Source organism: Ectothiorhodospira variabilis, from assembly GCF_022227625.1.
In the GTDB taxonomy this organism is placed as follows: Bacteria; Pseudomonadota; Gammaproteobacteria; order Ectothiorhodospirales; family Ectothiorhodospiraceae; genus Ectothiorhodospira; species Ectothiorhodospira haloalkaliphila.
This window is the reverse complement of the sequence record NZ_JAJNAO010000001.1, coordinates 544,750-562,171: the sequence shown is the minus strand read 5'-3', so window position 1 is coordinate 562,171 and position 17,422 is coordinate 544,750. Positions and strand designations below refer to the sequence as shown.

General features: G+C 58.6%; 10 protein-coding genes and 1 pseudogene. 2 read left to right on the top strand and 9 right to left on the bottom strand.

What is annotated here, in order from left to right; genetic code table 11:
- Both LPW30_RS02515 and LPW30_RS02510 read left to right on the top strand, forming a co-directional pair.
- Positions 1-269: pseudogene (locus LPW30_RS02515) on the top strand (hypothetical protein); the annotation flags it as partial.
- Positions 270-731: 462 nt separating this feature from the next.
- On the top strand, positions 732-1,553 hold the full coding sequence (locus LPW30_RS02510) for a DUF2971 domain-containing protein (RefSeq protein ID WP_239679998.1): 822 nt from the start codon (positions 732-734) through the stop codon (positions 1,551-1,553).
- 82 nt (positions 1,554-1,635) lie between these two features.
- Here LPW30_RS02510 and LPW30_RS02505 read toward each other — a convergent pair whose 3' ends face one another.
- From LPW30_RS02505 to LPW30_RS02465, 9 genes are all read right to left on the bottom strand, one after another.
- Entirely contained in the window at positions 1,636-2,250 is a 615-nt protein-coding gene (locus tag LPW30_RS02505; RefSeq protein ID WP_239679997.1) for a hypothetical protein, read from the bottom strand.
- Positions 2,251-2,636: 386 nt separating this feature from the next.
- Complete coding sequence (locus LPW30_RS02500; protein ID WP_239679996.1) at positions 2,637-3,872, bottom strand: SIR2 family protein; 1,236 nt, start codon at positions 3,870-3,872, stop codon at positions 2,637-2,639.
- A gap of 483 nt (positions 3,873-4,355) precedes the next feature.
- Positions 4,356-4,568: a DUF6447 family protein gene (locus LPW30_RS02495; protein WP_239679995.1), complete on the bottom strand. Its 213-nt coding sequence runs from the start codon at positions 4,566-4,568 to the stop codon at positions 4,356-4,358.
- Positions 4,569-4,601: 33 nt separating this feature from the next.
- Positions 4,602-5,396: a SapC family protein gene (locus LPW30_RS02490; protein ID WP_239679994.1), complete on the bottom strand. Its 795-nt coding sequence runs from the start codon at positions 5,394-5,396 to the stop codon at positions 4,602-4,604.
- 841 nt (positions 5,397-6,237) lie between these two features.
- A complete protein-coding gene (locus LPW30_RS02485) occupies positions 6,238-10,464 on the bottom strand; it encodes a beta strand repeat-containing protein (protein ID WP_239679993.1) in 4,227 nt (1,408 codons plus the stop codon).
- Between the two features lie 197 nt (positions 10,465-10,661).
- A complete protein-coding gene (locus tag LPW30_RS02480) occupies positions 10,662-12,791 on the bottom strand; it encodes a glycosyltransferase family 4 protein (RefSeq protein ID WP_239679992.1) in 2,130 nt (709 codons plus the stop codon).
- A 7-nt stretch (positions 12,792-12,798) separates the two neighbouring features.
- A complete protein-coding gene (locus LPW30_RS02475; RefSeq protein ID WP_239679991.1) occupies positions 12,799-15,264 on the bottom strand; it encodes a glycosyltransferase in 2,466 nt (821 codons plus the stop codon).
- 2 nt (positions 15,265-15,266) lie between these two features.
- Positions 15,267-15,533 carry a hypothetical protein gene (locus tag LPW30_RS02470; protein ID WP_239679990.1) on the bottom strand — a complete coding sequence of 89 codons (267 nt, stop codon included), beginning with the start codon at positions 15,531-15,533 and terminating at the stop codon, positions 15,267-15,269.
- Positions 15,534-15,618: 85 nt separating this feature from the next.
- Positions 15,619-17,379: a DUF4214 domain-containing protein gene (locus tag LPW30_RS02465; RefSeq protein ID WP_239679989.1), complete on the bottom strand. Its 1,761-nt coding sequence runs from the start codon at positions 17,377-17,379 to the stop codon at positions 15,619-15,621.
- Positions 17,380-17,422 lie beyond the last annotated feature (43 nt).

Sequence of the window (17,422 nt, the reverse complement as noted above, 5' to 3'; positions counted from 1 at the left end):
AGGAGGCACTCACCATGTCGCTGGCTCAGGAATGGATGGATCGCGGCGAAGCCAGAGGGCTTCAGAAGGGCATTCAACAAGGCCTTAAACGGGGCGAGGCCCAGACACTGTTGCGGCAGATCGAGCGCAAGTTCGGCCCCCAGGCCAGGACGCATTGCCAACAGCGCGTCCAGCAGGCCGATGAGGCTCAATTACTCCAGTGGATCGATAACATCCTCAGCGCCGAACGCCTGGAAGATGTCTTCCAGAACGACTCCTCCCTGCAGTAACCTGTCTACACCCCGGCCACGGATTTGGCCGGGAAGCCCCGGAAGGATCCGTGCCACGCCCTCGTAGCCAACGGATCTCCATCACCACAACCATGTCGTCTCGCGCTGAGTGCGGCACATCTTCCTGTATGGACAGGCGCTCCAGGCTCACCATAGACGTCCATTTCCTCATGGCACCACCAATGTCCATCGAAATCCAAAAAAGCCATCACGGGCGGTCTCAGCGGCCGGGAAGGGCATCTGATTCCGAGCGACTGGCCCGCTTGCAGCGGGTTGGGCGCAAATTAGGCCAGGCCTGGATCCACTGCCATCAATGCGTCCAGCAGGCCGATGACGCTGGCCCATCTACACCGGCTCCGCCACGCTCAAGCTGATCGAACGCAAGGCTGAGGAATTTGCCAGCAATCTGCTTATGCGACTGGTTCATCTTCCGAGAGCAGAAACCGTATTGAGTACAGATCTATGACCACCACGCTGACCTGCTTCAAATACCGCAGCCCCGCTGCTGCCCTCCGATGCTTGGCGGAAGGCTCGCTGTACTTCGCCAAGCCATCGGAACTCAACGACACGCTCGAGGCCAAGTATGAGCACGCCACGCCGGAGGATTTCGCTCGGGTGATGACGCAAACCCACGGTGAAATCAGTCAGCAACGTGGGGGGCCAGCTTTGATATTTGAACAACGTGATATAGCTGAGATGGCGGAAGTTCATGCCCGGGAATGCCAACGCCTGCAGGCTTTCACAGACCAGATCGGCATTTTCTCGGCAGCGCAACGCCCGGATCACCAAGCGATGTGGGCCTACTATGCAGACAACGCATCCGGCGTTTGCTTCGAGCTGGAGTGGAGCCAGGAGATCGTTGAGCGCCATCAGCTCTGGGCAACGGAAGTGCAGTACCACGGCGAGGCGCGGATTCATAACCGCGCCGAGGACTGGCGTCAGGTTTTCCTTGAACTCGCCCGTGAGCATCCCGACGTCAGCCTTGAGACATTGCACCAACTGTCACTTGATGAGTCGGCAAGGCGGAAGTTTGGAATCCTCTCAGCTTCTCGTGCCGCCTCTGCCAAACACAATGACTGGTCGCACGAGAAGGAAACGCGTCTGCTTGCTCCGAAGTCAGGCGCACTTCCAGTTCTGGGTGAGGCTCTGAAGCGAGTCTATTATGTTCGTACCGACGGCGAGCACTGGCGCGCGATCATGCAACTCTTGCACGCTTATTACCGAACCGTCGAGACGATGCACTGGCAACCTGGCCGGGGAACGGCCCCCAAGAGTGACCCTTGAGGCATCCCTGCGGCCCCAATCCTCCTGAATGGCTACATCAGTCTTCACCTGGGGCCTACCCCCGGTCATATGCGCCCCTAACTCATGCATCGCGCTTGGATCGATATCCCAATTCCAACCAAGGCGACCGGTTCGTCCAAAGGTGCCATCGTACCTTCCACCAGGGCGTAGTCTCGATGTAATCGCGAAATGCGTCTGCCAGGTCCCGCAGTAACCCTTCCACTCCACGGGTCGGTGCGAACGTACGTCCGCCCAGAGTCAGCGGGATCTCGTTGAGCTTTTCGAGTTCATCCTCCGCTTGCCCAATGGTTTTGCACTTCTTCAAGCGTTTCCGAGCCCGTAGGTAACGATCGCCCACGTGCGCCGGCATCTTTTCCGCCGTATGCCACGTGACACAGTCGCAGCCACGACTGACGCTGACGTTATATTCCTCACGGTCTTCGGGCATGTGATATTCAATAGCCAGCAAGGCACTGACCCCGATAGACATGGCGGTATTATTCTCCCGCAAGGTATTGATCGCACAGTAGCCAAACTCGACATTGACCAGCAGCCACTCCTGCTTGCCCGCCACAACCACCGGGAACAGGTACCAAGAGAAACCCACCCGCCATTTAAAGGGCGTGATCTCACACTCATGGGCAAACTGGTCGGCATGATCCGGAGAGACGATGATTTGATGCGTGAGCAATGTCATGGGGTGAATGTACCACGGCCCCGGAACCGCTTCAGCAGAGCCTGAATAGTGGCTTGTGGGGCTGAGTAGCCGGTGAGCTGGCCTCGCATCCACACCTCCTGGCCGGGGAAGAATTGGTGGCACTGACTCCTGACGCACTCCTGTGGCCAAAAACAGTTCCATGGATCCTGTAGTGGCAGCGGACGCCCTTTCCCAAGTAGGGAAAGAGCCTTAAATCACCCCCCAGCACACGATACGAGAATAACCAAGCCAGAGCGTCAAGTGTGCCTGTCCACGCTCTGCACTAAGGTAGAAATTTCAGCTCGTCAACATTGCACAGCACTCACATCGCTCATTTCCCTCAGAAAACCTACTCAAATACTCAAGAGTGCCTGTCCTCCATTTCCTCATTGGAGATGCTTCAGAATTTTCTGGGGATGCCGGCAGGCTTCGAGCATGCCGTTGTACCAAACAGCTAGTGGATACTTCGGATTGTTTGAGACTTCAAAGTCTCGTGCTGCGCGCAACTCCCCAATACAGGCAGGTGCCGAATTGCCGACCGAGCTCATTGCATGCGCGTCGCCGGGGAGTGTTTTGAATAGGTTGTAGGACCATACATCGTTACGGAGCGGAAGGGGGTCCTGATCGTCCTTAGCCCAATCGACCAGAACGATTGGGAGGCGACGATCTCTTACTTCAGAGAATACCGAGTTCAGATGCAAGTCGCTGAATCCGTACCCAAGAAAGAGCAGACTGTCTGCTTCATGGACTAAACGATTGACCTGCGCGAAGTACGTCCGAAACGGCTGACGCAGAATCTGCTGCGCTTTCCCGTAGCCGGCAACGAAAGGGGACATTGGATAAGTCGTCCCCTCCATTGAATCCTGGCTGTTACGACCAGTTGCATGGACCGTATGATTCTTCGATGGCGTACTCACCCAAGTGATGCCGTGTATGTCGTGCCCAACGCCAGTCATCGCAAAATGCACCGAACCATGTAAGTGATAGATAAAATTCCACTGCTCCGTCCGGTTCAAGACAGACATCGGATCGAATTTACCAACTGAGTCGAAGCCTGTATGAAGTCCAGGCAGCGCTTGAGTAAAGATGTTGTCGTAGTTCAGCGTGATGATGCCGATATCGAACTCCTGCCGTAATGCAACCAGGAACCGGCCGAGTTCCGCGATCTCTGCTGTCTTCGCCGTACTCGCTAAGGCACAAGCGTCAACGAAGTGATTAACCATTTCGCTCATCAGCGTACTGGTTAGGTTTCCCAAGACTGCTCCATTGACAGCCTTCCTGCACCGACCCAATTGCATCACATCCGGAAGTGAATTGGGCTTGAGCAACGCGCTCGACCCATTTAGCCGATCAGGGTCGGAAAGGTAAGGAATCAACAGATTGAGCTGGTACAGCACTTCCTCGAAATTCGCCCATTTGCGCACCCCTTGCTTCGGTGCACAGCCGTAGTACGCGTTGATCGCATCTCGACAATGTCGGTAGAGATTGGAGGTGGGATCGTCCGCTAATGGGTGACTCCGACCCGCGCATCTATCGAAAAACTCGTCAACAGCATTGACGGAGGGTAGACCGAGATCCAGCGAAGCACCGGCCCCGACAGTTATCAATAGCTTTTTCTTCATTGCAATTGCGCAGGACAACCTACCTCGGGTTTGAAATCGTGGGATTCCCGAGCGCCAAGAGGCTGTTCTCTACTTCTCCCCCTGTTTTGTGCCAAGGCACTGCCAGCCGCCGTCTTTGATGTCGCACTTGTCCGCCCATCAATCAGTGTTTTTGAGGCGACTGACGCAGCAGTCAGCGATGTCTGCCTTTTCGGTACCGCACCACCTCCACCACCTCCCGCAGCCGCTCCCGGCTCAGGTGGGCAGCTCACCCCCGCCGAAACCGATCCGCCACCCAAGCCACCACACCGCGCTTGGGCCGGCCGTGGCTCGGCCTGCGCCTCATCCCTCTCGATCAACGCCAGCGCTTCCTTCACGCCCATGGGCACGATGCCATCCGAGGTCATCAGGCCACGACGCATGATCGACGCCCCGGAAGTGCCTGTCCCTCTTGGTTACCTTACATTAGCCACATCCCGGCAGCCACCGCCCTCCCCTGCCCCCTCACTGCTCCGTCTTGGGCAACTCAGCCTCCAGTGCCCGCGCATACGCCGCACGCGCCGTCTGGGCAATGGCCAACTGCTGCTGCAGACGCTGGATCTCCTGGTCCGTGATCCGCAGGTTGGCGATCTGGGATCTAGCGTTCTCGGAAAGGCTGTTCACATCGTATTGCTGACCGTCGATGGTGATCGTGCCGGGATTCGTGGCTTCTGCCATGGGGAAACTCCTGATGAGGGCTGAGTGGATGGATCAGTGGTCGAAACGGAACGACAACTCATCTCCCTGACCAAAGAGATCATCGGAGGAGAGATCCGCCAGGGGATCTTTCGCCTTCTTGGCCTGGGCATCCTTGGCCAACCACTCGGCACGCTTGACCAGTTCTGGCACCTGATGCGTGGAGAATAACTGTGCATGAGCCAGGGCCATGGGCGCCCCGCGCAGCTTGGCGTATTGTTCGGGATCCAGCGCATTGAGGGCCTGCTCACTGATTCGGTGCAGTCCGTTCACCTTGAGCGGCTCCTGACCTTCGGAGCGTTTGATCTGCAAGGGCCAGGGTTCGATGACACCAACCTCGTTCAATACCTGAGTCGCTGCCAGCGTGGCCTGACGGTTCTGCTCGCATTGCTTGAGGAAATCCAGCGACTGAGCGGCATGCTCGGCAAGCTGACCCTGGGCATCAAATAGCGGATCAGCGGCAGGATCATCAGTGACATGTTCCTGGGCGATGCAGAACACCTTATCCCCCTGAGGATTGTCGGCTAGCCGGAAGGGATAACCGCGAAATGCGGCAGGCACGTAGGTGCCCAGCCAGTCACCAGAAGGCGCCAGGTAGAGATTGCGTTGGCCATCCAGACTCAGCAAGGCCACCGGCTGATAACCCTGCTCCAGCGCGATGAAGCCCAGTGTGTAGTGAGGCAACAGCTTGGGCAGTTCGGCCAAAAGCACGGGAGCCACTTGTTCAGCCTGGGCAAAGTGATACTTGTCTCGGCGCCGATATCGACCCTGGGCGTGGTCACTTCGGGAAATGGCTTGCCATTGGGTCATGGAAACTCCTCGTTGGGTAAACTGATAGAAGGATGGTAACAGACGATGAGGGGTGAGGTCGGCACCCGGCCAGATGGGCGAGAGAAAAGCCCATTCAAACGGTTAAAGCGCCCCAACCCGAGGAAAGGATTACAGCGATTCAACCTTGATGAGACTGAAGGAGCGATTGATCCGCTTGAAAGGCATCGATATCTGTTCTCCCTTGGATCTTCAGGAGTGCAGGAACAGATATCTGGAAAACAAGGGTGATGGATCTTGAGGTTGGTGACTTGGGAAGCTGGTATGGATTGATGGCTTGATTTGGTTGGTTATTGGTTACTATTCAGGCTATCAGTTTTTGCTCAAGCCGAGAAAAACAATAAGTTACAGCACGAGATTATGACGCCATATGCTTGAAGTGTTCATTTTTCGTTGCTGAGTATGAGCTACAAGCACAGCATGTAGTATATCTACGGGCTTGATGGGCTAAATCTAGTGCCTGAATAGTAACGGTTATTGATTGTTTATTGATTTGCTGTTGAAGCATACAGTATCCATTTTGCCGCGCTTGGCTTCGTTTTCCTCCTATCTTGCTTCTCTCGTCCCTGGCTTCGGATTCATCCCAAAAGAAAAACCCCCGCTACCTTTCAGCAACGGGGGCTTAATATTCATTCAACTCTACTCAAACCTTCACAGCAATCGACTGGCTATCCTTTTAACTACTTATCATCGGTGGACTTCCGCTAACGCCATTACTGCTTCAGGTTCAAGCCGGGGAAGTCTTAGCCTCCCCGGACGAGTCAGGTCAGGATCAAGTTTGAGAGCCTGACCTTTTGTTGACTGCGCTAACGGTTACCTTTGTTTACAGCCCAAAGTTTGAAGCATCGAAACCGGAAAGGTCGCCATGGGCAATATTGTCAAGCGTACCAATCAAGGTAAGCTCTTCTGCATGATCAACCGTACCATCTTCGGCACCGTCACCTTGGCCATCTTCCCAGAGCCACATATAGGTATTATTCGAATTACCGCCGATCAAGAAGATCTTGACATCACCTGTTTCAAAGGTAACGACATCAGTATTGTCCTCAAAGTCGCCATCCTGGGCAAAGGCACTTATGACACTTGCCGCTTCATCCGCATCAGTAACCTCTGCCACGGAGAAGGAAAGGATCGCTTCCGTTGGGGCGTCATTACCTGCAAATATCGTAGTGATATCTGCATAATCAGCAAATTCACCAAGACCACTGAAGTCCAGCACATCCTCATCTGAACCCTCAGTGAAGTTCTCGATAGTGACGCCTGTATCACCCGCAGCAAACTTGAATGTGCTTGAAGGAACAATATCGTCAACGTCAACCGATTCGCCATCAAGGTCAGTAATGATCACTGAGTTGTCGGTGCTGCCGCTCGCCTCCGTAACTACAAGGCCACCGGCTTGATCGGCGGTCAGGGTGAGGGCCTGATCGTCCAATTCAACACTAAATTCACCCAAGTCAGTGTCTTTATGCAACGTCACATCGCCAGAGACCAGTGTCGCGGTTCCTGCGCGTGCATTCCCCGTCGCGACATCACTCAGGTCTACTTCGGCCTCACCAAGCTCTGTGGCATTTACGGTGCCGTCACTAGCACCTATCCAAACCGCACCCAAGTCATCAATTTGCGCGGCTGTCAGCGTCAGGGTCTTCCCGTTCAGCACATCAATCACGTCAATGTTGGTGATCGTGGCGTTCTCCAGGTTGCTGTCCTCTGCAACCTCAATGGCGTCGGTATCCGAGCTACCCTCAATCACTGAACCACTCAGAGCGTACAGGCCGTCACCAGAATCACCCAGCGTAATTTTGTCAACACCCAGATCCAGCTTGATGTCCAGCAACGCACCGTCCTGTTTTTCAGAGCCGCTAGCGTCCGTATAGGTGGACGCGCCCACCAGAGTCATTTGGTCGCCATCACGACCACCCGTGATGGTGATCTCTTCCGCAACGATGGTGCCAAACTGGTTCTGCTGGTTGCGCGCACCCACCATCGTCACCACATTGGCCGTCGTGCTGCCGCCCATTTGAAGTTCGCCACGCAGGCCTCCCGCCTCAATATTCACCGTGGCAGCTTGGAGATTACTGAGGGCGAGGTTGCCACGCGTGCCATCGGCGTTGATGTCGATCACACCCGTCTGGGCACCATCACCATCAGTGTCAACGGTGATATCGCTAATGGTCACGTTACCACGCACGCCACTCACATCCGCCGTCACCTGCTGGCCTTCCGCCGTATCAATGGTGCCGATATTAAGGTTCGATGCCAGACCCGTCGCAGTGATCACAACGTCTGAATCGTGGTCAGTACCACCAATGTTCTGCAGGGTCACCCGGCTGTCATCATCACTACCCGACAGGGTGATCTCTTCGGCAGAATCCAATTCGTTATCGTTAATATCGAAATGCCCATCGGTGTCCACCGTCAGCACCTGCAAAGCACTCAGATCGCTGGCACTGGCAAACTGCAGGGCACCCCCCGCATTCACGGTCAGCTCTTCCATGGACTCGGCATTCAGGGTGATATCATCGGAACCGGTGCCGGCGTCACCCACCGTGATCTCACCATTGATGGCTGAATCCAGGTTCAGGGTCACGCCATTAAAGGCACCCATCGCCGTGAAATCCAGCTCCAGCGCTGCATTAGCAGTGATTGTGCCGCCCAGGTTGCCCTGCGCGTTCACCGTCACCGTCTCGGCATTATTCGCCGTCAGCGTACCAGCAAACTCAGCCTGCTCTTCGTCGTCATCATCCTCAGAAGTGGCCACATTCAGCGTCACTTCGGCGGCTGCGTTGGCGGTAACCGTACCTTCGTACTTGGTCCACTCACCCACGTTGAACACCAGCGAGGTGGCTTCCGCCGCACTGAAATTACGGTTGACCACATCCTGGCTTTCGTCTTCAGCCGTGTCTTCGCTGGCCGTGGTGCTGATGGTCAGGTCGTGTTCACTGAAGAAGGAAACGGTACTGGCAGAATCCTGCTCACCCACCGTTTCCACATCCAGCGTCGGGGCGTCCAGATCATACACTTGGACGTTGTGGCCAGCGGAATCCTCCAGCAGACGAATCTGGCTCACGTCACTGAGGTTCTCTCCAAAGATCCGAACGTCGCCGCTCAGGTCATCCAGCGTCAGGGTCTGGAAGCGGCTCATGGTCGCCTCAACATCCCCGGCACCGTCGAGAACCAGCTCGTTCTCACCTTCACCACCATCAATCTCGGCACCAAAGGCAATGCTACCGATGTCCAGGGCCACGACGTCATCGCCAGCACCCGTCAGGACCGTCTCGATCTCACCAGAATCCCGCAGGTCAGCGTTGACATCACCCGTCATGCCACTGGCGTCCAGGCTCTCAAAATCAGAACCCACTGCACCAATGGAGAGATCACCCGCACCTTCGGCCGTCAGGCTCTCCGCCGTACCCGTGTTCACAATCCACAGGTTCGCGTCCACATTCGCCGTCACGGTCTCAATGGAATCCGAACCCGCCAGACTCACAAAGTTGGTGCTCTCACCTGTGGAGTTGATCGTCAACTCTTCAATGCCGTCAGCATCAAGGTTCACCGAGCTCTTGACATTACCATCTGCGTCCGCACGACCCACATTGTTCAGGCCCAGCGTCAGGCTGTCTTCGTCTCCCTCAACGGCGTCATCCTCAAAACCCAGCACCAGGTTGCCCGATGCCTGATCATTCAGATTCACCGCAATGTCTGCCGCAGCCAATGCCGCCAGATTCAAACCCGCCTTCTCGGCGTTCAGAACATAGGTGTCTACATCTTCAATATTCGTCGCGTTAAACTCACGCGCCACCGTCGAGTCATTGGTCAACTCAACAGTCTGGACATTCTTCATGAATCCATCATCATTGAAGCCCGCAAAACTGCGCTCCAACGTCAACTCCAGCTTGTTGTTGCCTTCACCACCGTCAATCTGATCATTGCGGTTGAAGGTCACCTGGCTGGTCAGGCTCGTCACTGCACCCACAATCGTGTCGTCGTTCTCCGTCGACAAAAACACATTGTCGTAATCATCTTCATCTTCAGGCGCTTCCGGACCTACCCAGTCGCGACCTTCAGTGAGCGTGATGGTCTCCCCCGGGACGGTCACGGTGACATCGCCCAGCTCGAAGTTCTCGAGGGCGTTGAGCGCATCGGCCTGTGCCTGGGTGATGGTTTCGTTGGTCAGGGAGACGGAGGCTGCGCCGGTCACAGCGGCTTCTTCAATCGCTGCGATAATGGCGTCGGCATCATCGACAACGCTCCAGACGAACAGCTCGGACGCATCCAGCTCTTCAGCGTTGGCGGCACCTTCCAAAATCGCGGTCACGTTTGTGAAGGCTTCCAGGGCGGCAGCCACAGTTACATCGCCAGCGTCAAAGGCTTCCGCTTCGGCGTCGATTTCGTAGCCATCGGGCAGTTCTTCCATCCCCAGCGCTTCGGCAAGGGTCAGGGGCTCGGCCGGGGCCGGTGCGGGCACTACACTCTCCATTGCCACGACTACGGCCGCGTCAAGGTCTTCCTCAGTGCTCTCGGACGTGACGGCAGCTGCCAAGGCCTGGGCGCCGGCCAGGAAGTCGGCCTGCTCTTCCGCAGTCATGTCACTGAACGCCTTGGAGCCGGCGGCTTCCTGGGCAGCCACGAACTTCTCACCAGCGGATACGAAGTTGGTGTACAGCGCCTGAGTTTCGGCGGCTTCTTCGTTGTCCCACATGCCGTCAATCATCTGCATGATCAGGGTGCCGATGTTGTCACCCAGCAGGCTCGGATCTTCTTCCACCTGACCCTGCCAGTAGGCAAAACCTTCGGCATCGGGCTCTGCTACGCGGAAAATGTTGTTGTACAGGGCAGTGATGAGGTCATCGCCTTCCAGGCCATCGTACTTTTCCTGGACCAGCGGCGCTTCAAAGAAAGCCGTCGCCAGGTCGACAAGGGTGCCACCGCGCTCGTCAATGTCGGCCGTCCAGTGGTTCACACCCTGGAAGTCAGGTGCGGCACCCCAAACGCCGGCGTAGATTTCCATTACTTGCTGCTTGGTTCCGTAATCTTCGGGTCTTGCTGACATGGACTTAACTCCTTAAGCGTCTTTATTAAACTTCGGGCAATTCAAAACAAACGAATGGATATCGCCGCCAGGCGTTGAACGTTCCCCCAACGCGAACCGGGTTCGAGAACGAACACCCTGCACCTATTTGCACGCATCGTCGCCGCGGGATGCCCCCTCGGCTTCGTACAGAAGCCTATAAGGTGCTCGTAGGGATGTCAACGCACCTCACTGCGCCTACCCGGGGTTTCAAGCAACTTGCGAACTCGGTCTCGCACCTTGCTGGCACTGTAGCGCATTTCCACCCGAACCTGCCCTGCATGGACACGAGCGGCGCGCTTTTCTGGACAATCGGCAAGCACCTGTTTGACAGCCCTGTGCAGGTCCTGCACGTCCGGCTCCCACCATTGTGAACCGGGCAGATTAAAGTGTGATGTCGCTGGCACGGGCCGGCTGGAAACCAGCCAGGCAGTCTCTGGCGTGCAGAAGTCCGCCTGCCCTCCCTTGTCCGTGGTGACCACGGGCAGGCCGAGCAGCATGGCCTCGGCCATGGGCAGGCCAAAGCCCTCGCCGCGACTGGGCGCCGCCAGAGCGTGGCACTGGCCGTAAAGCCAGCGCATCTGCCCCAGGGTGAACTCGGACTCGATCACCTGAACACAGCGCGCGCCCTTACAGTAATTGAACAGCCCAGCTTGCTTATCCCTCCGAGTATAGCCCATGGAGTGAAGGTAGGCATGCAATTGATTGTGGGGGTTGGGAAAGGTCTTGATCACCAGGGAAGCGGCGGCGTCACACTCAGCGAACACCGGCAGCAGCAGGTCGATGCCCTTACGGGGAAAGCAGGACGACACATGCAGCAGACGCGGCTCGGGAGGCAGGGTGATACCCGGGTCGCTTTCCGGCTCGCGCAGGATATGGTCCACCACCAACCCGGTAGTGCAGGCCGGTATGGTCAGTCCATTGTCCAGCAGGACCTGGCGTACATAGTCCGACATGCACAGCATGCCGGTGAGGCGACGGTTGAAGCCTTCAATCCATTCGGCCGGGAAGCCGGATTCCTCCCAGCCGTATGGACCCATGAGTCGATGCACTCCGCTCATGGCCTGGGTACGTGGAGGGTAGCAGTTGCGCAGGGTGACATCCACCTGAGGCAGGTCTCGCTCACATAAGGCGCGTAGCGCCGGCTCGGCAGCCAGAAAGGCAGGATCGGGCGGGGTGTCGCCACAGCCGTCGGTATGGTGGAGCGCCACCTGGTCGCCCCGTTGGTCCAGAGCCCGGGCAAGTTCGCGGTTGACCACTGCCAGGCTGTAGCTGGAATCAAAGGGGCCTTCCAGGCGCAGTCGCATCGGCGCGGAAGCCGGGGGCCTGGCAAAGTGCTCTCGCTGGGCCGACCAGTGCCGGTGGCGCTGGGCAGGACTGCGCAGCAGCAACCCGATGGCCGCAGCGGCAGCGGCCGGGCTGGCCATGGGCAGCAGGCAAGCGGTGGGTAGGGGGGCCGGACCGGCATCAGGGGTTGAGGGCCAATGCACCAGCGCCAGCATATCCCGCTGCAGGGCCCGGACCAGCTGCGGGTTCAATGCACCCGCCGAGTCCTTGGGCGGGGTTTCGGAGAGGCTTATGAGGAGGTCTGCCTGCTGGAAGCAGGATGCCAGGCTTTGATCATCCAACTCTGTGAGCAGACGAACGCTCGGCGCAACCCCTAACCGCCTGGCATGACGAAGCACAAAGCGCTGGTAGTGCGGGTCGTCCGGCGCCTCGGCCTCTGCGCCGGCAGGGCTGGCCATAATAAGGCGCAGATTGCGCTCGCCCGAAACACCCAGGGCATAAAGCGTGTCGATGAGAAGGTGCTGAGCGCCGTCCGGCCTGATGGGGGCCACGCAGAGTAATGTGTAGGGGTGGCACGCCAGGTGGATATTGGCCTGATCGGCCGGTATGGATGGTACCGGCGAGTGGGCCGGAGTGGGCAAGGTGACCAGGCGGCCGAAGGCGCCTTCCCCTTCCCTGCTGGCACCCAACGCGGCTTCGAGCCTATCCAGACGTTCGTGGAGGCTGTGGTCCTGCCGTTGGCGATCTTGCGCGAGGCGGGCCTCCAGAACGTGAAGGCGCCGCCGCTGCCGACGCGGTTCAACCCTTCGTTCAAGGCGGCACACCTGTTCATTCAGTACCTTCAGGCTGGTTTCGGCGACCACCAGGCGCTGAGCGGTGGCGCTGAACTGGTCCGTTTGCGCCCGCAAACGGACCAGTTCAATCTCGACTTCGTGAACACGGTGCTGCAGTCGAGGCAATTGCCGAAGGGCGCGGAGGAAGCGGGACAGGCGCCCGCTGATGCGCATCAGGGCCTGCTTCATGAAAACTTCAGTCGGTTTGAAGGCGTTGCCATAAACGGGCCGCCAGTGTGGGATAGTGGTGAGTCTCAAGCCATTGGTCAGCCTGAGCGGCCACTTGTTCCATATCGGCATGTGCGGCGCGCAGTCGATCCCGCAGTGAGAGGATGCCATGGGCCAGGTCGGCAACCTGAGTTCCCGGCAGGTCGTGCACACCAGGACGCACATCATCGAAGATGCTCAGCGGCGTGACGGCCACGGGGCGGCGGGCCGCGAGCCCCATGCGCACGGCAGCACTGGAAGACTCGCCTGTGTGTTGATAGGGATACACCACCAGGTCTGCCCGGCTCAGATAGCCCAGGCTGACGCGATCCTCCAGGAAATCCGTGATCATGTTGACGCGATCACCCAGCCCCAGCGCCTTGATACGCTGCCTGGCCGTCTTGATCAGATCAGTGGAGACCTGCGCCGGGTAACGGGCATTGACCATCAACAGGTGGATGTCTTCCCCCTGGTTCACTAATTGGGCACAGGCTTCGAGGAGTTCCAGATAGCCTTTGTGGGGCAGGAAGAAGCCATAACAGGCCACGACGAAACGCCCGGGCGGGATGCGGATATCCACGTGGGCGGGGGTTTCCACGGCCACGCCATGGGGGAAATTCTCTACGTTGCGCTTGAGGTGCATGCCTTCGAGGGCCGCCTGATCGGCCCGGGCATGCACCAACAGGGCATTGCACAGGCTCAGGGGTTCAGCCAGGTCCGAGAGGCGACGCAGGGTGGTATCGGTAGTGGAATGCAGCGTGACGAAAATGCGGCGGCCGGTGGCGATCATCTCGCGGAGAAAGGCCTTGAGGGCCTGAAAATCGAACAGCCCGTAGTTGAACTGGATCAGCAGGGTGTCCAGTTGCAGGGCTCGGATCTGTTCAGCCAACTCCCGAAGGTCGCTGCCATCGCGATGCCAGCAGCGGACCACATTGGGCTCGTCTTCCAATGCCATTTCATCTTCATAGGGGGCCAGTATGGTGTAGTCGTTCAGATGGCCGCCGGCCAGGTGGCGGGCATACATGGCGATGCCACAGCGGGTGTTCCAGGTGGTGATCCAGCCAATGCGCCGACGAGCCGGATCAGGCTCGGCGAGACAGGCTTCGTTGGCGGCCATCGCCGCTGCAAACGCTGGTATCTCCGGCTCCAGATCGGGCTGCTCTCGCAGCAACTCACCGAGCGCGACCAATGCCCGCTGACCCAGCCCGCCGCTGACATGACCTTCCAGGTGGTGGGTGCGTTCGTAATGGGCTTCGAAGGCCTCAAGGGCGATGCGCGCGGAGCGGTCCCAGGTGAACCGCCGGGCCTGGGTGAGACCGTGGCTCCTGAGTTGGTCACGAAACCCGTGGTCGGTGAGCACGGTGTGCATGGATCGGGCGATGCTGTCGGGGTCGTAGGGGTCGAACAGGGCATCATCCCAGCCCATCACCTCGGGAAGGCTGGTGGTGTTGGAGGCAATGGTGGGAATCCCGCAGGCCATGGCCTCCAGCACCGGCAGGCCATACCCCTCGGAAAGCGAGGGGAAGACAAACAGTTCGCACAGGTTGTAGAGATCCAGCAGATCATCATCGGGTACGTGACCGGCAAAGATGACCTCTTCGCTGGCGAGGCCTGCCTTGCGGGCCGTTGCTCGCAGGCCCTCGTAGATGGCGTCCCAGCCATTGCCTACAATCACCAGTTGGTGCCCCTTACGGATGCTGGCTGGCAGACGGGCGTAGGCCTGGATAAGGCGCGCATGATTCTTGCGCTGATCGAAACTGCTGGTAAACAACAGGAAACGACCATGGATACCATAGGCGCGACGCAGCGCCGCAGCGCGGTCGGCGGCAATCACGCGGGGCGTGAACCGCTCGTCAACACCCGCAGCAATATTCACCACGCGCGACGGATCAAGGTGCAGGTGTTCGATACCCTCCTGACGGGAGTGCTCCGAAATTGCCAGCAACAGTCCGGCGCGGCGCAGCTCTTCGAGTTTGCGGTGATAGTGCTCGGCGATGACCGGGTCGGTGAGGTACCTGTCGCTCTCCACCAAAGGAATGAGGTCATAGAGCGTGGCGCTGGTGATGTCTTCCGGCACTACGCGGCCCACGGAGCTAAGGACATCGTCCCCCAGCCCTTCGATCACGCTGCTCACGTGAACGATATCGGGATTGAGACTCTGGATGAAATACTCGCGCACCCACTCTGCGGCGCGAGCCCGGGCACGGTTTTCGGGAAAGCTTTCCTGCACGGGCCCTGGGGCCTGAAAGACCTGGATATGATGCCTTGGCATTTGTTGCGCCAGGCGCTCGTAAAGCGAAGGGATGGCATGGGGCAACAGATCGCTGAGCACTACGCGCACTTCGTGGCCTCGCGCCTGACGGATCAGTGCCTCCAGCAGATTGAGTGAGTAACGACCGATTCCACCCAAACGGCTTCCCGATTGGCAGGCTTGTAAATCGACAACAATGCGCATCGTCAGGCTCGTTCCCCGGACTGGTTGCGCAGCCTCTCAAGGAGCTCAGCGGCTCGGGGGCTCAGGGCGCTGGATTCGCGAACGAGAGGCAAGCGGTACCCGGTCGGCGTGGATTGAGGGGAGGATGCTGGCAGCACCAGTCGCATGTGATAGCGGCGGGCCACAAAACCACGCAGGCCCGGTGTGCGCCGAATGAGGCTGGCCACATGCCAGGCCAGGCGAGGGTGACGGCGCAGCGCAGACTTGAGCTTTGCTTCGAAAGCCAGCATGGGCATACCTCCGAGAGTTCCAGGATGGGCGCGGGGGATCATACGCGAAAGCGGCCCCCGAGGGGGCCGCTGCAGGCATGGCGGATCAGAAATTACAGCTGAAGCCGTGGGCCTGGCACAAAGCACTCCAGGCGCTTGAGGTCACGGCACCCTCGGGGCCGGTCACGGTTACGCCATCGGAGGTGAAGCTGATTCGGGCCTGGGCGCCCGAGGCATCGCGAACGATCACGGCACCGCCCTCAAGCTGTGGCCAAGCGCTGAAGTCCCCGTTGACCTGCAAGGGTTCCTGCACCTCGAAATGGAAGGAGCCACCCACTGAGGGCCCGCCCAGCTGGCCACTACCGGTCACGTCACCCGATCCCCAGCAGCCATAACTATAAGGGCATTCGCGCTGTTTGGTGAGCTCCCCCTGGAACTGCAGTGCCACTGTTCTGCCAGCGTCGCCCAGATTCCAACTCGGCATCCAGTACCGCCACCAGAAGGCATGATTCTCTGGCGTTGCCATCACCAGGCGGTCCCAGCCAACCGTCTCGCTGATACGCCCATGCAGATATATCGAGTCAGGCAGTTGGGACATGGACATGGTGACCCGCTCAAACTCGTGGACCACGCGCGTATCCTCTGCCAGTGCCTCGCCGAATTCGCTCCAGAAACCCTGCTCCACCCAGAGGCGATGGATACCGGAGCGCTTGACCGAGGGCAGATCGACCGTGATCTCCTCCTCGAGATAATCCCCGGCAGCCAACACCCGATCGTTATTATGGGGGGCAATGGGCGTATGGTTGCTGATATCGGCGTGACAGTGAGGGCCCCAGTCTTCATCGTAGTCATCGTCGTCGTAGTCGTCCCAGGGGTCGTAGACGCGATAGCGGCTCTGAATGCTGAGCACCTCACGGTAACTCAAGCCCTCACGCGGGCAGTCGATACTCATCCGCCACTCCCCGGTGGACAAGCCAGGATCGAACTCCACTTCGCCAACAGGGGAAAAGCGATCCAGGTAGTCGAGGTAAAAGGCGTCGAGTGTGCTCTCCGGAGCAACCAGGTAATGGGCCAGAGCGGCCACGTCCAGAGCGGCAGCCTTGTAACGGTTGTGGGTGCCATCGGCCAAGGCGGCGGCCTGATAATGAACGATATCCGTATCGGCGGGCGGCGGGGGCACGTCTGGCACCGGGGGCTGGAAGGATGCCAGCAGCGTGGGCACCTGGCCGCGTGCCAATTCGAGGCTGGCGGGGTCGCCGGTCACCGTTTCAAGCAGGTTCCGGCCGGCATCGCGCAGGGCCGCCTGATCGACTTCCGACAATGCGCCATAGTGGATGCCTTGCGCTTCCTGATGTTCCACAAAGGCCAGCGAGGCTCGTGTCCTGTTCTCGAAACGGGCCACGTCGGCCGCTGCTTCGGGGTTGTCCCAGGCTCCATTGATCATGGCGATGATCATTTCATTCGGACGAATCCGACCTGCCTGGATTTCATTGAGCCAGTAGTTCATGCCCTCGTCATCGGCACCACGACCAAAGACATTCTGATACAGGGCCTCAATCAGGCGTTCATGATCATCGCGGTCGGGGTAGCGCTGCTGCACCAGAGGCTGGTCGAAGAAACTCGAGGCCACACTGGTCAACTCCCAGCCACTGGCCGGGTTGGCAAGTTGCTGTTCCCAATAACGAACGCCATCGGCGTCCGGGGCATAGCCGAGGGTGGCCATGTAGACTTCCACCACCTGCCAGCGAGTTTCCTGGCGCTCTGCTGGCGCCGCCAGCAAACTGGCGGGCAGGCAAGAAAGGACAAGCAGCAGGAGGGGGTATAACCACCATCGTCCTGAGCGCAGGGCCATCATGGGGGGGGTCATGGCTGCGTTCTCCCAAACGTTTCTTTGTTATTCATCATTTTGT